Origin of the sequence: Lacticaseibacillus jixiensis (assembly GCF_042847315.1) — a bacterium.
Lineage (GTDB): Bacteria > Bacillota > Bacilli > Lactobacillales > Lactobacillaceae > Lacticaseibacillus > Lacticaseibacillus jixiensis.
In genome coordinates this window covers 1-14,134 of the sequence record NZ_BAAFPR010000022.1, presented here as the reverse complement: position 1 = coordinate 14,134, position 14,134 = coordinate 1, and the positions used below count along the sequence as shown (strand labels likewise).

The following is a 14,134-nucleotide window of genomic DNA, read 5'->3' as shown; positions in this document are numbered from 1 at the left end:
AGATACTGTCAGTCTATCACAAAATCCCATGCGCTCGCCGCTAGGTTACGGTATAGTTAAGATAATTATTAGCGTCTAAAAGGAGCGTTTTTTCAATGCATTCCGCATCTGGTTCCAGTTGCGCCAAGATCATCTTGATCGGCGAACACGCGGTGGTTTATGGCCAGCCGGCCATTGCCTTGCCAGTCAAAGCCATCAAGCTGACCGCCACCATCATCGTCAACCCCCGAAAACAGCAAATGATCGATTCCAAATTCTACCAAGGCCCCTTGCAAGCAGCAGCCGCCACGGATTTTGCCGGGATCGCCGATTTGATCGCTGCACTGTTGGCGTATTTTCACGCTGAACAAGCCGGCTTCACCTTGCGTATCGTCAGCGCCTTGCCGCCAGAGCGCGGCATGGGCAGCTCAGCAGCCACTGCCACAGCGGTGGTGCGGGCCTTCTATGCGGCGTTTGATACGGCGCTTACCCAGCGCACCTTGTTGCAATGGACGGCGCGTTCAGAAAAGGCGATCCACGGCAATCCCAGCGGCTTAGACGCGGCCACCACCAGCGCTGACACCCCGCTGTGGTTTACCAAAACCACCCCAATTGTGCCAATCGTGTTTCCCACCAACGGCAGCTTGGTGATCGCTGACACCGGCATCATGGGTCAAACCAAAGAAGCTGTCCAAGCAGTGGCCACGCGCCGGGCGCAAGATCCTGCCACTGTTGATGCACAAATCAAAGCCATCGGCCAAGCTGTCGCCTTAGCCAAAGCCGCCCTATTGGCAGACGACTTGCCGGCATTAGGGGCCCAATTGACCAAAGCGCAAGTACAACTTCGCGCCTTAGGGGTATCTAATGCCCAATTGGATCATTTGATCCAAGCCGCCATGGCTGCCGGCGCATTAGGCGCAAAGCTGACCGGATCTGGTTTAGGCGGGTGTATGATCGCTTTAGCCGATTCGGCTGCCCAGGCCCAACAGATCCGCTTGGCCTTACAAGCTGCCGGTGCCGCTGCCACTTGGCAATATGACTTTTCAACAGGAGGACATTAATGCAAACGATCACCGCTCGCGCTCACACCAATATCGCCTTGATCAAATACTGGGGCAAGAAAGACCCGCAGCTGATGCTGCCATATACTGACAGTGTTTCGTTGACGCTGGCTGATTTCTATACCGACACCACTGTGGGCTTTGATGCCAGTTTAACTGCTGATGTCTTTAGTTTAAACGGCCAAGTCCAGCCAGCCGGCAAAGTCAGCCGCTTCATGGATCAAGTGCGCAAACAAGCCGGCATTGCCGCCTTTGCTAAGATCAGTTCTAATAATCACGTGCCCACTGCGGCTGGATTGGCCAGTTCCGCCTCGGCGTATGCCGCTTTGGCTTTGGCCGCCAGTCGCGCCGCCGGCTTGCAACTGGCGCCTCAAGCGCTGTCGCGGTTGGCGCGGCGCGGTTCAGGGTCAGCCACCCGCAGCATTTATGGGGGTTTGGCGATTTGGCATCGCGGCGTTGATGACGCAACGTCTTATGCTCAAGCCTTGCCGGCCACGCCATTGGCCTTGGCCATGGTGGTGGTGATGATTTCAAAAGCCGCCAAAAGCGTGTCTTCACGCGCTTTAATGGCCAACACCGTGGCGACTTCCCCTTATTATCCAGCTTGGGTCAGCCACAACCAAGAAGCGGCCGGCCAAATGGTGGCGGCACTGGCAGCCGGCGACATGGCACAAGTCGGTCACCTCACCGAACAAAGCAGCATGCAAATGCACGCGGCCATCTTAGCCAGCGACCCGGCTTTTACCTACTGGCAGCCAGAAACCTTGCAGGCTTGGGCGATCGTGCGCCAACTGCGGCAAAGCGGCTTGCCGGCTTATGCCACAATGGATGCCGGGCCTAATGTCAAGGTCTTAACCACCCAAGAAGCCGCGGCTAAAGTCCAAGCAGCTTTAGCAGCTGCTTTCCCAAATCGCGTGTTAGTGGCGTTGCCAGGGCCTGGTGCGCAGGTGCTCAAGGAGGAAGCCGATGTCTGAATCGATTCAATCCCATCGCAAAGATGAGCATGTGTTCTTAGCAGAGAAGTATTTTCAGCCGCATGCCCAAGCTGGCTTTGAGCAGGTGCGCTTCATTCACAATCCGCTGCCGGAAACCACTGTGGCAGAAGTGAATGTCGCCCCTGGCGTCTTCGACTGGCGATGGCCGATTTATATCAACGCCATGACTGGCGGCTCAAAGCAAACCGGGCAATATAATCAAGCCTTAGGCCGCATCGCTGCCGCTTGCGGCGTGGCCATCGCCAGCGGCTCTCAATCTGTGGCTTTGCGCGAGCCGGAGTTGGCCGCGACTTTCACCGGCTTGCGGGATAATGACCCCAGCGGCTTCATCTTCGCCAATCTCGGCGCCAATGCCACGCTGACCCAAGCGCAAACGGCGATCAAGATGCTTGACGCCAACGCCTTGGAGCTTCATCTCAACGCCGTGCAAGAAACTGTCATGCCAGAAGGCGACCGCGCCTTTATCTGGCTTGATCAAATTCAGCAGCTGGCCGCTCACTTAAGCGTGCCAGTCGTCGTCAAAGAAGTCGGCAACGGCTTTACCAAATCAGCCATTGCCGCCTTGGTGAAACGCGGCGTTGGCTACATCGATATCGGCGGCCATGGCGGCACCAGCTTTGGCCAAATTGAGAATGCCCGCACCACAGATCCCAGCGTGTTTGCAGATCTGGCCGATTTTGGTCAAACGACAGTAGAATCCTTGCTGGAAGCTTCAGGGGCTCAAGCGACGATTTTTGCCACCGGCGGCATCCGCACCCCGCTTGATGTGCTTAAAGCCTTGCGCCTAGGAGCAACGGCGGTGGGCATCAGCGGATTGGTGCTGCACTGGCTGATCCAAGACGGCGAAGCCCAAGCCATTGCGCGCTTGCAGGCGTGGCAAGCCGCCTTGCCGCGCTTGTTGGCCATGCTGGGTGCCAAAGACCTCACCGCATTGCGCGACGTGCCAGTGATTTACAGTGCAGAATTGATCAATTACGCCAAGCAGCGCGGCTTGACCATGCCATAACCACACAAATAGGGCCTGCTCAATGAGCAGGTCCTATTTGTGTGGTTATATGCGCAGTCCTTTAGGATACACGTTTTTGATCGTGTGATTCACCAGTTTGCCGATCGCAAAGCCTTTATCGGCGTGGGTCAACAAGACATATTGCTTGCCTGGCAAGTCGCGGTGCAGCAATTCGCCATGGCGATAGCTGGCGTATTCGTCAGCGCTGACTGGTACCACAGTTTGAAACGCGCTTGGCGCAAGCGCTGTGGCCAGGCTGTGGCTGGCTTCAAAGCGATTCTTCTTGAAAGTGCCCAAATGCACGCCGGCGCGCACCACGCGGACCTGGCGCCAATCTGGACAGCCGGCAGGAACAGCATAAAGCTGGTCTTTGACAGCCAATAATTCCCCAGTCGGCACCGCAGTCAAACTGGTTTGAACGAAATTCGTGAAGTCGCGGCGTTGCTCAACGGATAAGCGGCTGATCGCCGGGTGCGTTTGGCGAATCGGCGCATCCCCTGCTTTGACAAAACGCGCAACATAATGGCCTTCCCCAGCCAAATTCTGCGGCCATAAACGCGCGGTCATGGCCACGGCAGGATCGTCATTTGCCCAGGCTGGCCGGCCATCGGCGATGCCGGCGATTTTGGCGATTGGCACCAAGTCCAGCGGCAATTCACGATTGGCCCAGCTGGCGATTTGCTCGTCTTCTTCTGGCGCAAAGGTACATGTCGAATACACCAAGGTGCCGCCTGGCCGCAACATCTTGACGGCTTCAGTTAAGATCTCGCGTTGGCGCTTGGCACAAGCGGCTGGGTAATCCGGCGTCCAATACGCCGTGGCGTCAGGGTCTTTGCGAAACATGCCTTCGCCAGAACACGGCGCATCCACCAAGATGCGATCGAATTGTTCCGGCCAAGCCTTGGCCAAACTGGCCGGGTCGTTATTGGTGATCAAAGCGTTGGTCACGCCGAAGCGCTCGACATTAGAAGCCAAGACTTTGGCGCGGCTGCGGTTGATCTCGTTGGTCACCACCACCCCTTGGCCTTGCATGAAACTGGCGATGTGCGTCGTTTTGCCACCAGGCGCAGCGCACAGATCCAACACCACTTCGCCAGGCTCAGGCGCAAGCACCGTGGCCACGAATTGCGCACTGGGCTCTTGGCTGTAAACATAACCGGAAACATGATCAATGCTGTTGCCGGCAACTTTGCCATAATGGCCCCATTGACTCCAAGGCACCGCCTCGCCGTCAAGCGTGGGCACGGCTGGACGCAACGGGTTGGTGCGAAACCCCGCATGCGCCGGTTGGTCATAAGTCGCCAAAAACGCCGCCGCGTCTGGGCCTAATAATTGTTGATACTTGGCTGCAAAGCCTTCTGGAAGCTGCATCAGTTGGTTATCCTTTCTTGTTTGAAGCGGCGGGCTAAGCTGATAAAGCCAAACACCCCATAAACCGCCAATAAAGCAACGGCAAAACCTAACATCTCAAGCACATTGGTGAAATAAAACTGCCACCAAGCCACTGCGGCGCCAATGGCAGTCGCCACTGCGGCTTGGGCCACGGCAGAACGCCACCAGCCTTGCAAGAAAGTGTCTTGCATCGCCGGATCCAAGCCGCCAGCGGCTTGCAGCGGGGCGATATGCGCCGCCAAGAAGCCTAAAGTCAAAGCGGCGATCACCAATGCCACCCCTGCCAACACCAAAGTCCGATTGCGCGTCCACCAATCGCCGCGCTGCGTGCTGGTGGAGAAAGTATAAGGCGTGGTTTGCTTGGCTTTAAGCGCGCGAGTCAACAAGCCAAGCTGCTCGTCGATTTGCGGCCCGTCAGCCAAGACCCGCACATTCTTTAAGGCAGGGCCGGCTTTGGCTGAAGCGGCGTTGATGAAAGTCACCTGATCTAACGCCTTGGCTTGACGGCTGGCCACGACTCCCAACACAGGAATATAGTTGGTCCCAAGCGGCAAATAGCGCTGATTGCTGCCAAGGTGCAGCTTGGCTTCTAATGCTTGCCCAACCACAGCTGTAGGCAGCGGCGAAGCCAAATCGGCATCAGAAAACCAGCTGCCAGACGTTAACGGCAAGCTGGCATAATTGCCTTTGCCCCACAAATAAACGGTAGACCCGCTTTGGATTTGCACTTGGACATCTTGCAGCTTGGTGCTGCTCAACGCTTGCGCCGCTTGGGCCGGTGTCATGGCAGTCGCGGTTTTGACGCGCACCGTGGTTTCGCTTAACCCATAGTGATCCAAGCGATCGGCATATTCTGATTGATCATGGATCGACCAAGTCAGCCCGGCGACGATCACCAAGGCCAGCATCAACAGATCGATCAGGAATAATTTCTTCATCGCTATAATCCTCTCAGCGCATTAAATAGATCCGCTCATTGATCGCGTCATACTGGGGAAAAGCCCGATTTAACGCCAACAAACGGCGCTCAGGCACAAATTGCGCCTGCGACCAAAACAAGCGGCTGTTAGTCGCCCCATTGCGCTCGCCGATCACAAAAAACAACAAGTTGGGATAATGTTGCCGCAACACCTGCAGAAAATGCGCATCGTTAGGATCTCGGTCCGGGCTCCAAGCCATCACCACCGCATCAACTTGCGACCCGTAGCGCCATAACGCTGTCGTGGCGGTGTATGGCAAAACTGGCACCAGCGGCTTGCGGCCGGTGGCGTTTTCTTTGGTCCAAGAAAGCGGATCGGTGGTGATCACCGCATTGCCGGCAGCTTGCAACCCAGCAGACACATAACCATTGCCAGCAGCGACTTCTAAATAACGCAGCGGACCAAACAGCCGCGTCCAAGTCGCAAACAGTTGTTGATTGACCGCCGCCCACATCCCGAAGTGATAAGCACAATACTGGCGAAAGTTGCGCAACAATGCGTCAACGGTGTGCAAGTCCTTAGGGGTAATGCCTTGCAGCAGGCCCTCAAGATACAAGCTTTCATCCACGCCCAGCCGCATTAACGGCTGCTTAGGCACCAGAGATTCACCCAGCGCCTGGCGCCACGCCGCCATGGCGGTGACTTGTTGATGGACGCCGTTCAGCGCCAAGCGCGCATCTAAGGTAGTCAAGGTCTGCCAATAATCCAATCGATTCTCCCCTCATCACGCAAAAACCGCCCAAGGGCGGTTTAGTGGATCCCTAATGCCATTCTGGCATAGCGGCTCATCCGTTCAGGGCCCCATGCCGGGTACCACACCAAGTGGATCTCAACGGACTTAATGCCGTCGATGCCTAACAAGGCACGGTGAATGTCTTCATCCAAGATATCTGTCAACGGGCAGCCCATGGTGGTCAAGGTCATTTCAACTGAGCAATTGCCGTCTTCATCAAGATCAACGCCATAAATCAAGCCCAAGTTGATCAAATCGATGCCCAGTTCCGGATCGATGACGGTTTCCAACGCTTCAAGGATCTTGGTTTTCATCTGGTCATAATAGGCACTTTGCGTTTCTTGAGCCATGCTACCGCCTCCTAGGCTGATTACTGTTCGTCGCTTTTGAGTACGCCGCCAACGGCATAATGTTCTTTGGCCATTTCGTTAAGCACCACGTGGATATGTTCCTTGGGGGCGCCGGTGTTTTTGGCAATGGCATCGGTGACGTCTTTGACCATACCGCGCAACTGTTCTGCGCTGCGGCCTTCGATCAAGTCAATGTGTACTAATGGCATAATAAATTCTCCTTGTGTCGAGTCTGGTTTGGCGCTGCAAACCGCTTGGCCTTATTATCTCACATCTGTGCAACTTTTTGAACCAGGCAAGCCAACCTGTTATACGCTATAATAAAGCCAAATGGAGGGATCGCTTTGCAAAATCGCAGTTCTTGTACCAGTATCTTGATCGGCAAGCGCGCCAGTGCCGATGGCTCGGTGATGATCGGCAGAAACGAAGACGCCAAAAGCGCTTGGCCTAAGCACTTGATCAAACACCCCGCCCAAACTGTTCAAACGCCTTTTGTTTCTAAAGATTCTGGGGTGAGCATCGATTTGCCCACCCACGCCTTAGCTTACACCGCCACGCCTGAGTGGACAGATCAATACGGCGTCTTTGAAGAAGCCGGCATCAACGAAGCCGGCGTGGCCATGAGTGCCACTGAAAGTGCTTATGCCAACGCGCGGGTGTTGGCCCATGACCCGTTTGTCGCCAGCGGGATCTTTGAAGAAGCCATGGTGACAGTCGTGTTGCCTTATGTGACTTCAGCGCGCCAAGGCGTCCAGCGCTTAGGCGATTTGATCGCCAAATACGGCACCGGTGAAGCCAATGGCGTCTTGTTTGCCGACCATAATGAAGCGTGGTATATGGAAATCGCCACCGGCCACCGCTTTGTCGCCCAACGCATTCCAGATGACGGCTACGCGGTGGTGGCCAATCAATTGGCGATTCAAGAAGTCGCTTTTGACTCGCCAGACTTCATGTTTAGCCCTGACTTGCAAGAATTTGCCGCAAGCCACGACTTGTGGCAGGTTGGCACACCGTTTAACTTCCGCCAGATCTTCGGCACTGATTCAGCCTTTGATCGCACCTACAACACACCGCGCGTGTGGGACGGCCAGCGCCGCTTGACGCCAAGTGTCAAGCAAGATCCTGAATCAAGCGCTTTGCCATTCAACCAACAAGCTGATCGGCCCTTGTTTGTCGATGACGCCTTCGCGGTACTCGGCAGCCATTATCAAGAAACCCCTTACGATCCAGCTGACCCAACTGCCAGCCAGCCAAGGCGCTATCGCCCGATCAGCTTGGCCAAAACGCAAGAAGCCCATGTGCTGCAATTGCGGCCCAAATTGCCGCAAGCCATTGCCGATATCCATTGGCTGGCCATGGGGATTGCGGCAGAAAGCCAATTTGTCCCATTCTTCGCCGGGGCCAGCGCGTTTCCTGACAGCTATGCCAAAGGCGGCTTGCCGGCCAGTTTGGATTCGGCTTATTGGCAGTACAAGCTGGCTGGCGTGTTGGTGGATGCGCATTATAACCATTATGCCCGCGCTTTAGCTGACGTCCAACAAGCCACCCATCAACAATTGCTTAGCCTGATTGCGCGCACTGATGCCGCAAGCAGCGAACTTGATGCCGCGGCGCTTGCGACTTTGGCAACTGAAGCTTCTGCTGAAGCGGCCACCTTGGCCAGTCAAGCCTGGCAAGCTTTCACCATGCGCTTACTGGTTGAAAGCACCGGCTTTTCGCCGCTGAATTTCAACACCGATGCCAACTTATGATCAACTGCGCTTAGTCCTGCTTCGTCGGGCTAAGCGTTTTTTTGTGGGATGGTCAACGAAATTCAGCACCCACACCACGATCAATAACGCCAAAACGCCGAGAAACACCGCATGCAAGCCGCTTAGCAAGACCCCTGAAGCGGCTTGTGGCACTGCATGACCGGCCACGGCTGAATTTAATGTCGCAAAGCTGACCTGGCCGCGGCGGGCATTCAATACGAGATTTAATACCGCACCATACACGCCAGTCATCACCGTCTGGCCCAAGCTGCGCCCGAGCGTAAACAATGCCGTCGCCGCCCCAAGCCAGCGCTTAGGCGCCAGCTGCTGGGCCAAAATCGTGTTCATCGAAATCACGATTCCCATCCCAGCGCCGTTGACCGCCGCCACCACATAGAAACCCCATGCTGGAAACGCGCGGCCGGAAACGACCAATGCGGCATAAAACAGCCACTGGATCGCCACCACCAACAGCGTCGTGCGCCTAGGACTAAAGCGTGCTAGGATCGTCCCGACACAAAAGCTCGCCATCAGCCACATCACGGAACTTGACGACACGGCCAAACCCGCTTGCGTCGCGGCAAGATGATAGAGCCCTTGCAGCCAAATGGGAAAATACACTTGATAGGCGATCAAGACGCCGCTTAAAATCGCCGCGGTTAAGATCTGCGTGGCAAAGCCAGGGGTTTTCACCAAGCTTGGTGCGATCAGCGGATCTTTGGCGCGGTGTTCTTGGCGCACGAATAACCGCAAACTGATTGCTGCCACCACCGCCAACCCGGCTGCGGCAAGCGGTCGTGATTGCAGCCACTGCACCGCCAACAAGCCTGATAGCAGCGTGGCTGCCAGCCAGGCGATTCCGGGATAGTCGAGTTGGATCGGCCGCTGTTGCCAAGTTTGATGATAGCCCAAGCTAATCAAGACCAACACGATCGCGCCTAACGGTACATTCACGAAAAATACCCAATGCCAAGACAAGCGATCCACCAAAAAGCCACCTAATAGCGGGCCAATCAATGCCGATAACCCCCAAGCGGTGTTGTTAAAGGCCAACATCCGTGCGCGCTTGGTGTAATCAAAGAAATCGGCAATGATGGTAAAAGTCAGCGGCATCACGGCCCCGGCACCGATGCCTTGCACCGCGCGCGCCAAGATCAACCAGCCAATGCTTGGCGCCAACCCGCTGGCAAACGACCCCAGCGTAAATACCGCCACGCCCCAAGTGAAAATGCCTTTGCGGCCATACGCGTCACAAAGCTTGCCATAGATGGGCGTGGTGATCGCCGTTGTCAATAAGTATGCAGCCATGATCCAGCTTTGATATGCCAGCCCGTGTAAAGCAGCGATGATCGCCGGCAAAGCCGTGGTCACGATCGTCACTTCCACCGAAGTCATAAACGTTGCAATAAATACAGCCAGCATCACCACGCCGCGTTGTTGTTGCATATGTCGTCCCTTCTTTCTTGGTCATTATCTACCTGCCGCCGATTTTGGCCAAGTGGTCAAACTGTGGCATTCGTTGGTCGAACTTGCGGGTTGCGCTAACTGCTTCGCTAAATCGCTTTGCTGCGCTTTTTTCGTCCAGCTACGCGAGGCAACGCGAATCCAGTTAGCTACGCCAGCAAACTCGAGGCAAACAGCGCCTCAAGCCCGCTGGCTAGGCTAACTGATTCGCTAAAACCGCCTCGCTGCGCTTTGGTTTTTTCGTCCAGCTGCGCGAGGCAACGCGAATCCAGTTAGCTACGCCAGCAAACTCGAGGCAAACAGCGCCTCAAGCCTGCTGGCTAGGCTAACTGATTCGCTAAAATCGCCTCGCTGCGCTTTGGGGTGAAAAAATACCCCACGCATCAAACACGTCGGGTATCAACTCGCTTCAGCTGCGCGTACGCTTACGAAACGGCACAACATTTGACTTAGTGGCACGACTTTCAGCCGCAGCTTGACGCGGTGTGGCATTAAACGCTTGGTGCACCGCGGCAACAAGCTTGCCGGCTTGGTTCTGGCTTAATGACGTATATGCCCCTAACGCCGTACAATAAGCTGCCAGCCATTGGGTATGCTGGCGGCGCGCGTCTGCTTGCAGCAAGTCAAGATGCGCCTGCCAAGCTTTTGCGAGTGCTGCTGGCTGCCATTGCAATGGCGTCTGCAAAGTCGTGGCATACATGTCGTCGACAAAGTCGCATACCATGTCCACTGCCGGATGCAACTCACCTAATGGCAGTTTATGCATCACATCTGCAGCGTTGTTGTGCACGCGAGTAGCAGTTGCCTGCCGCCAAGTTTTGTCTGCGACTTGAGCCACATGCGCTTTAGCCGTGATTGGCGGCACATATGGTGAGTCGCTGCCAATACCAAGGCTTGGATGCGCGGTGACATAGGCTTGGATCGCCGCATCATCATTGAGATCCACACCGTCGTCTTGCATTTGTTGGGCGAGTTGCTTGTTAGCCGCCCAATTGTTGTGATCCGCATTCATGGCTAACATCTGCGGTGTGTCGGCTTTGATCGTTGCGCGCAGGCGCTTGGCGACTTTTGCCGGCAAGGCATGTTGCACTTGCAGATAAGCAATGAACGCATCTAACAGCTTAGGCACCATCGGCCACTCGGCTTCTTGCAGCAGGATCTGGCGCGGATAGAGATCCAAGAACGCCGCGTCAATGTCTGCCGGCTGCCATTCTGCAATCAAGCGGCCGGTTTGCTCATACAAGTTCGCGATAAAACCCAGCAGCAAATCGGCAGCCAATTGTCGATCATACCCGCGCAGTTTGGTCCATTGCAGACTGGTCAAGAATGCGTTGATAGCTTCACCATATTCAGCCAAGGCGGTGTCACCGGCTGGATCATCACTGAAATCATCATCATCGTCGTCATCAATTAAATCAAACTGTTGAACCAACCTGCCATACAACGGCTCTAGTGCCGCTGGCGTAACTGGCAGCAGCTTGTTTGACGCACTGACATACAAGAAATCACCGACGATCATCAGCGTCGCCGCTTGGGTATCTTCGTCTGCTTTAAAATATGTTAGCGCTTCAACAAGCCCCGCTTCGATTTGCTTCATGCTCCAGCTGGCTGCTGGCTTGCCGCGCATGGCCACCGAAGCAAACATCCCCAAAATCGCCATGATGAAACTATCCGGGTAAGCAGCGACTTCCGCACGTTGAGGCGAGCGACGATACAGCGTCCAGGCTTGTTTCAGCTGGGTAGTCACGACGCTTTCCAACTGTTGCTGGATGGCCTGATTTTCCGGGCTGATCGGCGCTTGCGCTGCCGGTTGGCTTAGCTTCAGATCTGCCAGGTCTTGGTTGATCGACTCGACAGTCACTTCATCTTTGATGGGGTCATCGCTGTCTTCATAAAATCCCCCACCACGCAAATCCAGGCACTGCGGCAGCTGCAAAGGCAGTTCTTTGGTCGCTTCTAATTTGATGCGATGTTCCCAAGACGCGCCGAAATCATATTCATAAAGGATGGTGCCTTGCTTGAGATCAGGCAGCACTTGATAGCGGCGGGCATCAAGGCCAAATGCTTCATCGTCTGCTTGCACATCTTCATAAACCAAACTGCGATCCCATGCCGGATAGAACGCATAAAGATGCCGATTTTCCCAGCCAAAAGCCGCTTGAATGATCTGATGCAGCTGCGTATAAGTGGTTTCAGGCGCCACAGCCAGCCGCCGCCAAGTCAGCGGCCGCCGGTGTTCAATGGTGACTTTTAAGATCAAGGCTTTCGTCATGATGCGCTCCTTTTACATGAAGGTATAAGGGTCTGTGTTTAACGCCGAAGCTTGCACCTGCAAGCTGGCCCCAAACCACTGCGTCAGCAAGTCTGCAACTTTGGCTTTCATGATACTTTCGATGTGGTGGCCTGGGTCGATCACCGGCATGTCAGCCGCCAACATGTCATGGCCGACATGATAATACACGTCGCCTGTCACATACACATCGGCACCAGCTAACTTGGCGTCTTTGAAGAACTTGCCGCCGTCGCCGCCTAATACCGCAACCTTTTGCACCGAACGGTTGAGATCATTGGCGATCACCCGCAAACCTTGCAAGTGAAAAATGCGCTTGACTTGTTGCACATAATCTTGCAACGCCACTGGCGCAGGCAAGCTGCCGATGCGGCCCATGTGCGCTTCATCGCCAGCTTCAATAAATGGCCGCACCTGACCCAAGCCCAAGGCCTCAGCCAACCAATCATTCATCCCGCCCACGGCAGTATCAAGGTTGGTGTGGGCGGCATACACCAATAAGTCATGCTTGAGGCAGGCGGCGTACATGGCGATTTGCGGGTCTTGCGTGTTCAGATTGCGCACCGGGCGAAACACCGCCGGATGATGCGCGAAGATCATATCATACCCGCCAGCGATCGCTTCTTGCACGACTTCTGGCCGCACATCCAGCGTCACCAACACCTTGTGCACGTCACGAGCAGGATCTCCGATTTGCACACCGATTGGATCCCCTGGCACCGCCAAGGATCTCGGGGCAAAAGTTTCAAACCGCGCAATCAGCTCGCTACCTTGCATCGCGCGCCTCCTCAAGCAGGGTTAAGTGCGCTTGTTCTTGCGCCAGTTTAGCTGCATCTTGGGTTTTGGCTTGTTGCAAACCGGCCACCACGCGCTTGGCCGTGGCAATGGCGCGGTCAAGTTCGCGCAAGAATAATTCACTGCGTTGTTTGCGCAATACCGGGCCCAACACCAAATCCGCTTCAGTATAAGGCACTTCCGGCCGGGTTTGCCCAGCTACAATGATCGGGTACACATGGCCTTCATCTTCTAACAGTGCTTCATCCAGAATTCCAAATTCATGTTGGGCCAACCAAGCGCGCACGGTGTAATCGTCGCGATTTGGTGCCAGAATCAAGCTTTCGGTACCATCCAGACGATCCATCCCAGCTTCTAAGATCTCCACCATTAACTGCCCGCCCATGCCGGCAATGATGATGGTATCCAAGTCGTCGTCGGCTTGAATACCGGCTAATCCATCGGCTTGGCGCACCACGATGCGATCAGCAACATCGTGCGCGGCAATGTTTTGCCGCGCAATTTGACAAGGCCCGGCGCCGATGTCGCTGGCCACAGCAAATTCAATGACGTCAGTTTGTGCCAAGTAAATCGGAATGTAGGCATGGTCGGTGCCGATATCGGCGATGCGCGCTTGCGGTTCAACGAAGCCGGCGATGGCCGCCAAGCGTTTGGATAAATGAATAGTCATGTGGTGTTAACCCCTTCTCGTCTTGATCCGCTGCACGGCGCAACGGCTGTCTGGTATTTAGTATACTAGTCAACTGCCTAAGCGGCAACGCACTAAGCGGATTCAAGCGCTCACTTGCTTGACCCTAGGGAATGAAATTAACCTACTTAATTTTCAGGCCACAATCGACCCTGGTTTCATTAATTACATCGCCAAAGACCTTGTCGTCACTGAGCCAATATCGATACGAAATATATTCAGTTCACGGTTTCGGGCAAGAAAATTGCTAATCCGTGCAGGCCTCAGCCATCCAACATTGTTGCAGCACTTCACCCTTACTGACGCCATTCGCCCAGAACGTTCCAATTTTGACGCCGACCGATACATTATCCTGAAACAAACGATGTAGGACTGGTGTTGCGCAGGTGCGTGGGGCCAACCAGACGGTCAGGCCGTGAAACAATCAGCACAGTGAAACAAGCGGGTTGTGCTTGGTTCGCTGTGCTGATCGCGGCAAATTCAGAGACGGGCCAGTGAGCAAAGCGAGCGCCTGGCTCTGAATTTAGATAATATGAAGTGACCTCCTAGATTGTCAGGCCTGGGATTCGGAGGCATAATATCGTTTGTCAGAACAATAAAAGCCCTTACCCAATGACAATAGGAGGTCACTACGATGCAAAGTATAGTTT

13 protein-coding genes are annotated in these 14,134 nt (G+C 55.0%); 4 read left to right on the top strand and 9 right to left on the bottom strand.

The window, feature by feature from the left end; translation table 11 throughout:
* Positions 1-95 precede the first annotated feature (95 nt).
* The 3 genes from mvk to fni are packed head-to-tail and all read left to right on the top strand — an operon-like array spanning position 96 to position 3,041.
* A complete protein-coding gene (mvk, locus tag ACGG90_RS11855; protein ID WP_390409668.1) occupies positions 96-1,040 on the top strand; it encodes a mevalonate kinase in 945 nt (314 codons plus the stop codon).
* On the top strand, positions 1,040-2,014 hold the full coding sequence (gene mvaD, locus ACGG90_RS11850; protein ID WP_390409666.1) for a diphosphomevalonate decarboxylase: 975 nt from the start codon (positions 1,040-1,042) through the stop codon (positions 2,012-2,014). Before mvk ends, mvaD begins: the two co-directional genes overlap by 1 nt.
* Positions 2,007-3,041: a type 2 isopentenyl-diphosphate Delta-isomerase gene (fni, locus tag ACGG90_RS11845; protein WP_390409664.1), complete on the top strand. Its 1,035-nt coding sequence runs from the start codon at positions 2,007-2,009 to the stop codon at positions 3,039-3,041. The genes mvaD and fni overlap by 8 nt, the downstream gene beginning before the upstream one ends.
* 45 nt (positions 3,042-3,086) lie before the next feature.
* Here fni and ACGG90_RS11840 read toward each other — a convergent pair whose 3' ends face one another.
* From ACGG90_RS11840 to ACGG90_RS11820, 5 genes are read right to left on the bottom strand one after another with little or no spacing between them, the layout of a single operon-like run.
* Complete coding sequence (locus ACGG90_RS11840; RefSeq protein ID WP_390409662.1) at positions 3,087-4,412, bottom strand: RsmF rRNA methyltransferase first C-terminal domain-containing protein; 1,326 nt, start codon at positions 4,410-4,412, stop codon at positions 3,087-3,089.
* Positions 4,412-5,371: a hypothetical protein gene (locus ACGG90_RS11835; RefSeq protein ID WP_390409660.1), complete on the bottom strand. Its 960-nt coding sequence runs from the start codon at positions 5,369-5,371 to the stop codon at positions 4,412-4,414. The genes ACGG90_RS11840 and ACGG90_RS11835 overlap by 1 nt, the downstream gene beginning before the upstream one ends.
* Positions 5,372-5,384: 13 nt before the next feature.
* On the bottom strand, positions 5,385-6,122 hold the full coding sequence (locus ACGG90_RS11830) for an SAM-dependent methyltransferase (protein ID WP_390409658.1): 738 nt from the start codon (positions 6,120-6,122) through the stop codon (positions 5,385-5,387).
* A gap of 41 nt (positions 6,123-6,163) precedes the next feature.
* Positions 6,164-6,496 (bottom strand): metal-sulfur cluster assembly factor, encoded by a 333-nt coding sequence (locus ACGG90_RS11825; protein ID WP_390409656.1) that lies wholly within the window; start codon positions 6,494-6,496, stop codon positions 6,164-6,166.
* A gap of 20 nt (positions 6,497-6,516) precedes the next feature.
* The gene (locus tag ACGG90_RS11820) at positions 6,517-6,705 is read right to left on the bottom strand and encodes a 2-hydroxymuconate tautomerase (protein WP_390409654.1); all 189 of its coding nucleotides are present in this window, start codon (positions 6,703-6,705) and stop codon (positions 6,517-6,519) included.
* Between the two features lie 135 nt (positions 6,706-6,840).
* Between ACGG90_RS11820 and ACGG90_RS11815 the strand changes: the two genes are divergently transcribed.
* Positions 6,841-8,247 carry a C69 family dipeptidase gene (locus tag ACGG90_RS11815; RefSeq protein WP_390409652.1) on the top strand — a complete coding sequence of 469 codons (1,407 nt, stop codon included), beginning with the start codon at positions 6,841-6,843 and terminating at the stop codon, positions 8,245-8,247.
* Here the strand turns inward: ACGG90_RS11815 and ACGG90_RS11810 are convergent, their stop codons facing one another.
* From ACGG90_RS11810 to ACGG90_RS11795, 4 genes are all read right to left on the bottom strand, one after another.
* Positions 8,248-9,693, bottom strand: a complete 1,446-nt coding sequence (locus tag ACGG90_RS11810; protein WP_390409650.1) for an MFS transporter — start codon at positions 9,691-9,693, stop codon at positions 8,248-8,250.
* A gap of 427 nt (positions 9,694-10,120) precedes the next feature.
* The gene (locus tag ACGG90_RS11805) at positions 10,121-11,983 is read right to left on the bottom strand and encodes a plasmid pRiA4b ORF-3 family protein (protein ID WP_390409648.1); all 1,863 of its coding nucleotides are present in this window, start codon (positions 11,981-11,983) and stop codon (positions 10,121-10,123) included.
* Between the two features lie 12 nt (positions 11,984-11,995).
* A complete protein-coding gene (locus ACGG90_RS11800) occupies positions 11,996-12,778 on the bottom strand; it encodes a Nif3-like dinuclear metal center hexameric protein (protein ID WP_390409647.1) in 783 nt (260 codons plus the stop codon).
* A complete protein-coding gene (locus ACGG90_RS11795; RefSeq protein ID WP_390409645.1) occupies positions 12,768-13,466 on the bottom strand; it encodes a tRNA (adenine(22)-N(1))-methyltransferase in 699 nt (232 codons plus the stop codon). Before ACGG90_RS11795 ends, ACGG90_RS11800 begins: the two co-directional genes overlap by 11 nt.
* Positions 13,467-14,134 lie beyond the last annotated feature (668 nt).

Excerpts from the sequence above, each read along its gene's own strand:
- mvk (WP_390409668.1), top strand. The coding sequence starts at position 96 with ATGCATTCCGCATCTGGTTCCAGTTGCGCCAAGATCATCTTGATCGGC.
- mvaD (WP_390409666.1), top strand. The coding sequence starts at position 1,040 with ATGCAAACGATCACCGCTCGCGCTCACACCAATATCGCCTTGATCAAA.
- fni (WP_390409664.1), top strand. The coding sequence starts at position 2,007 with ATGTCTGAATCGATTCAATCCCATCGCAAAGATGAGCATGTGTTCTTA.
- ACGG90_RS11840 (WP_390409662.1), bottom strand. The coding sequence starts at position 4,412 with ATGCAGCTTCCAGAAGGCTTTGCAGCCAAGTATCAACAATTATTAGGC.
- ACGG90_RS11835 (WP_390409660.1), bottom strand. The coding sequence starts at position 5,371 with ATGAAGAAATTATTCCTGATCGATCTGTTGATGCTGGCCTTGGTGATC.
- ACGG90_RS11825 (WP_390409656.1), bottom strand. The coding sequence starts at position 6,496 with ATGGCTCAAGAAACGCAAAGTGCCTATTATGACCAGATGAAAACCAAG.
- ACGG90_RS11820 (WP_390409654.1), bottom strand. The coding sequence starts at position 6,705 with ATGCCATTAGTACACATTGACTTGATCGAAGGCCGCAGCGCAGAACAG.
- ACGG90_RS11810 (WP_390409650.1), bottom strand. The coding sequence starts at position 9,693 with ATGCAACAACAACGCGGCGTGGTGATGCTGGCTGTATTTATTGCAACG.
- ACGG90_RS11805 (WP_390409648.1), bottom strand. The coding sequence starts at position 11,983 with ATGACGAAAGCCTTGATCTTAAAAGTCACCATTGAACACCGGCGGCCG.
- ACGG90_RS11800 (WP_390409647.1), bottom strand. The coding sequence starts at position 12,778 with ATGCAAGGTAGCGAGCTGATTGCGCGGTTTGAAACTTTTGCCCCGAGA.
- ACGG90_RS11795 (WP_390409645.1), bottom strand. The coding sequence starts at position 13,466 with ATGACTATTCATTTATCCAAACGCTTGGCGGCCATCGCCGGCTTCGTT.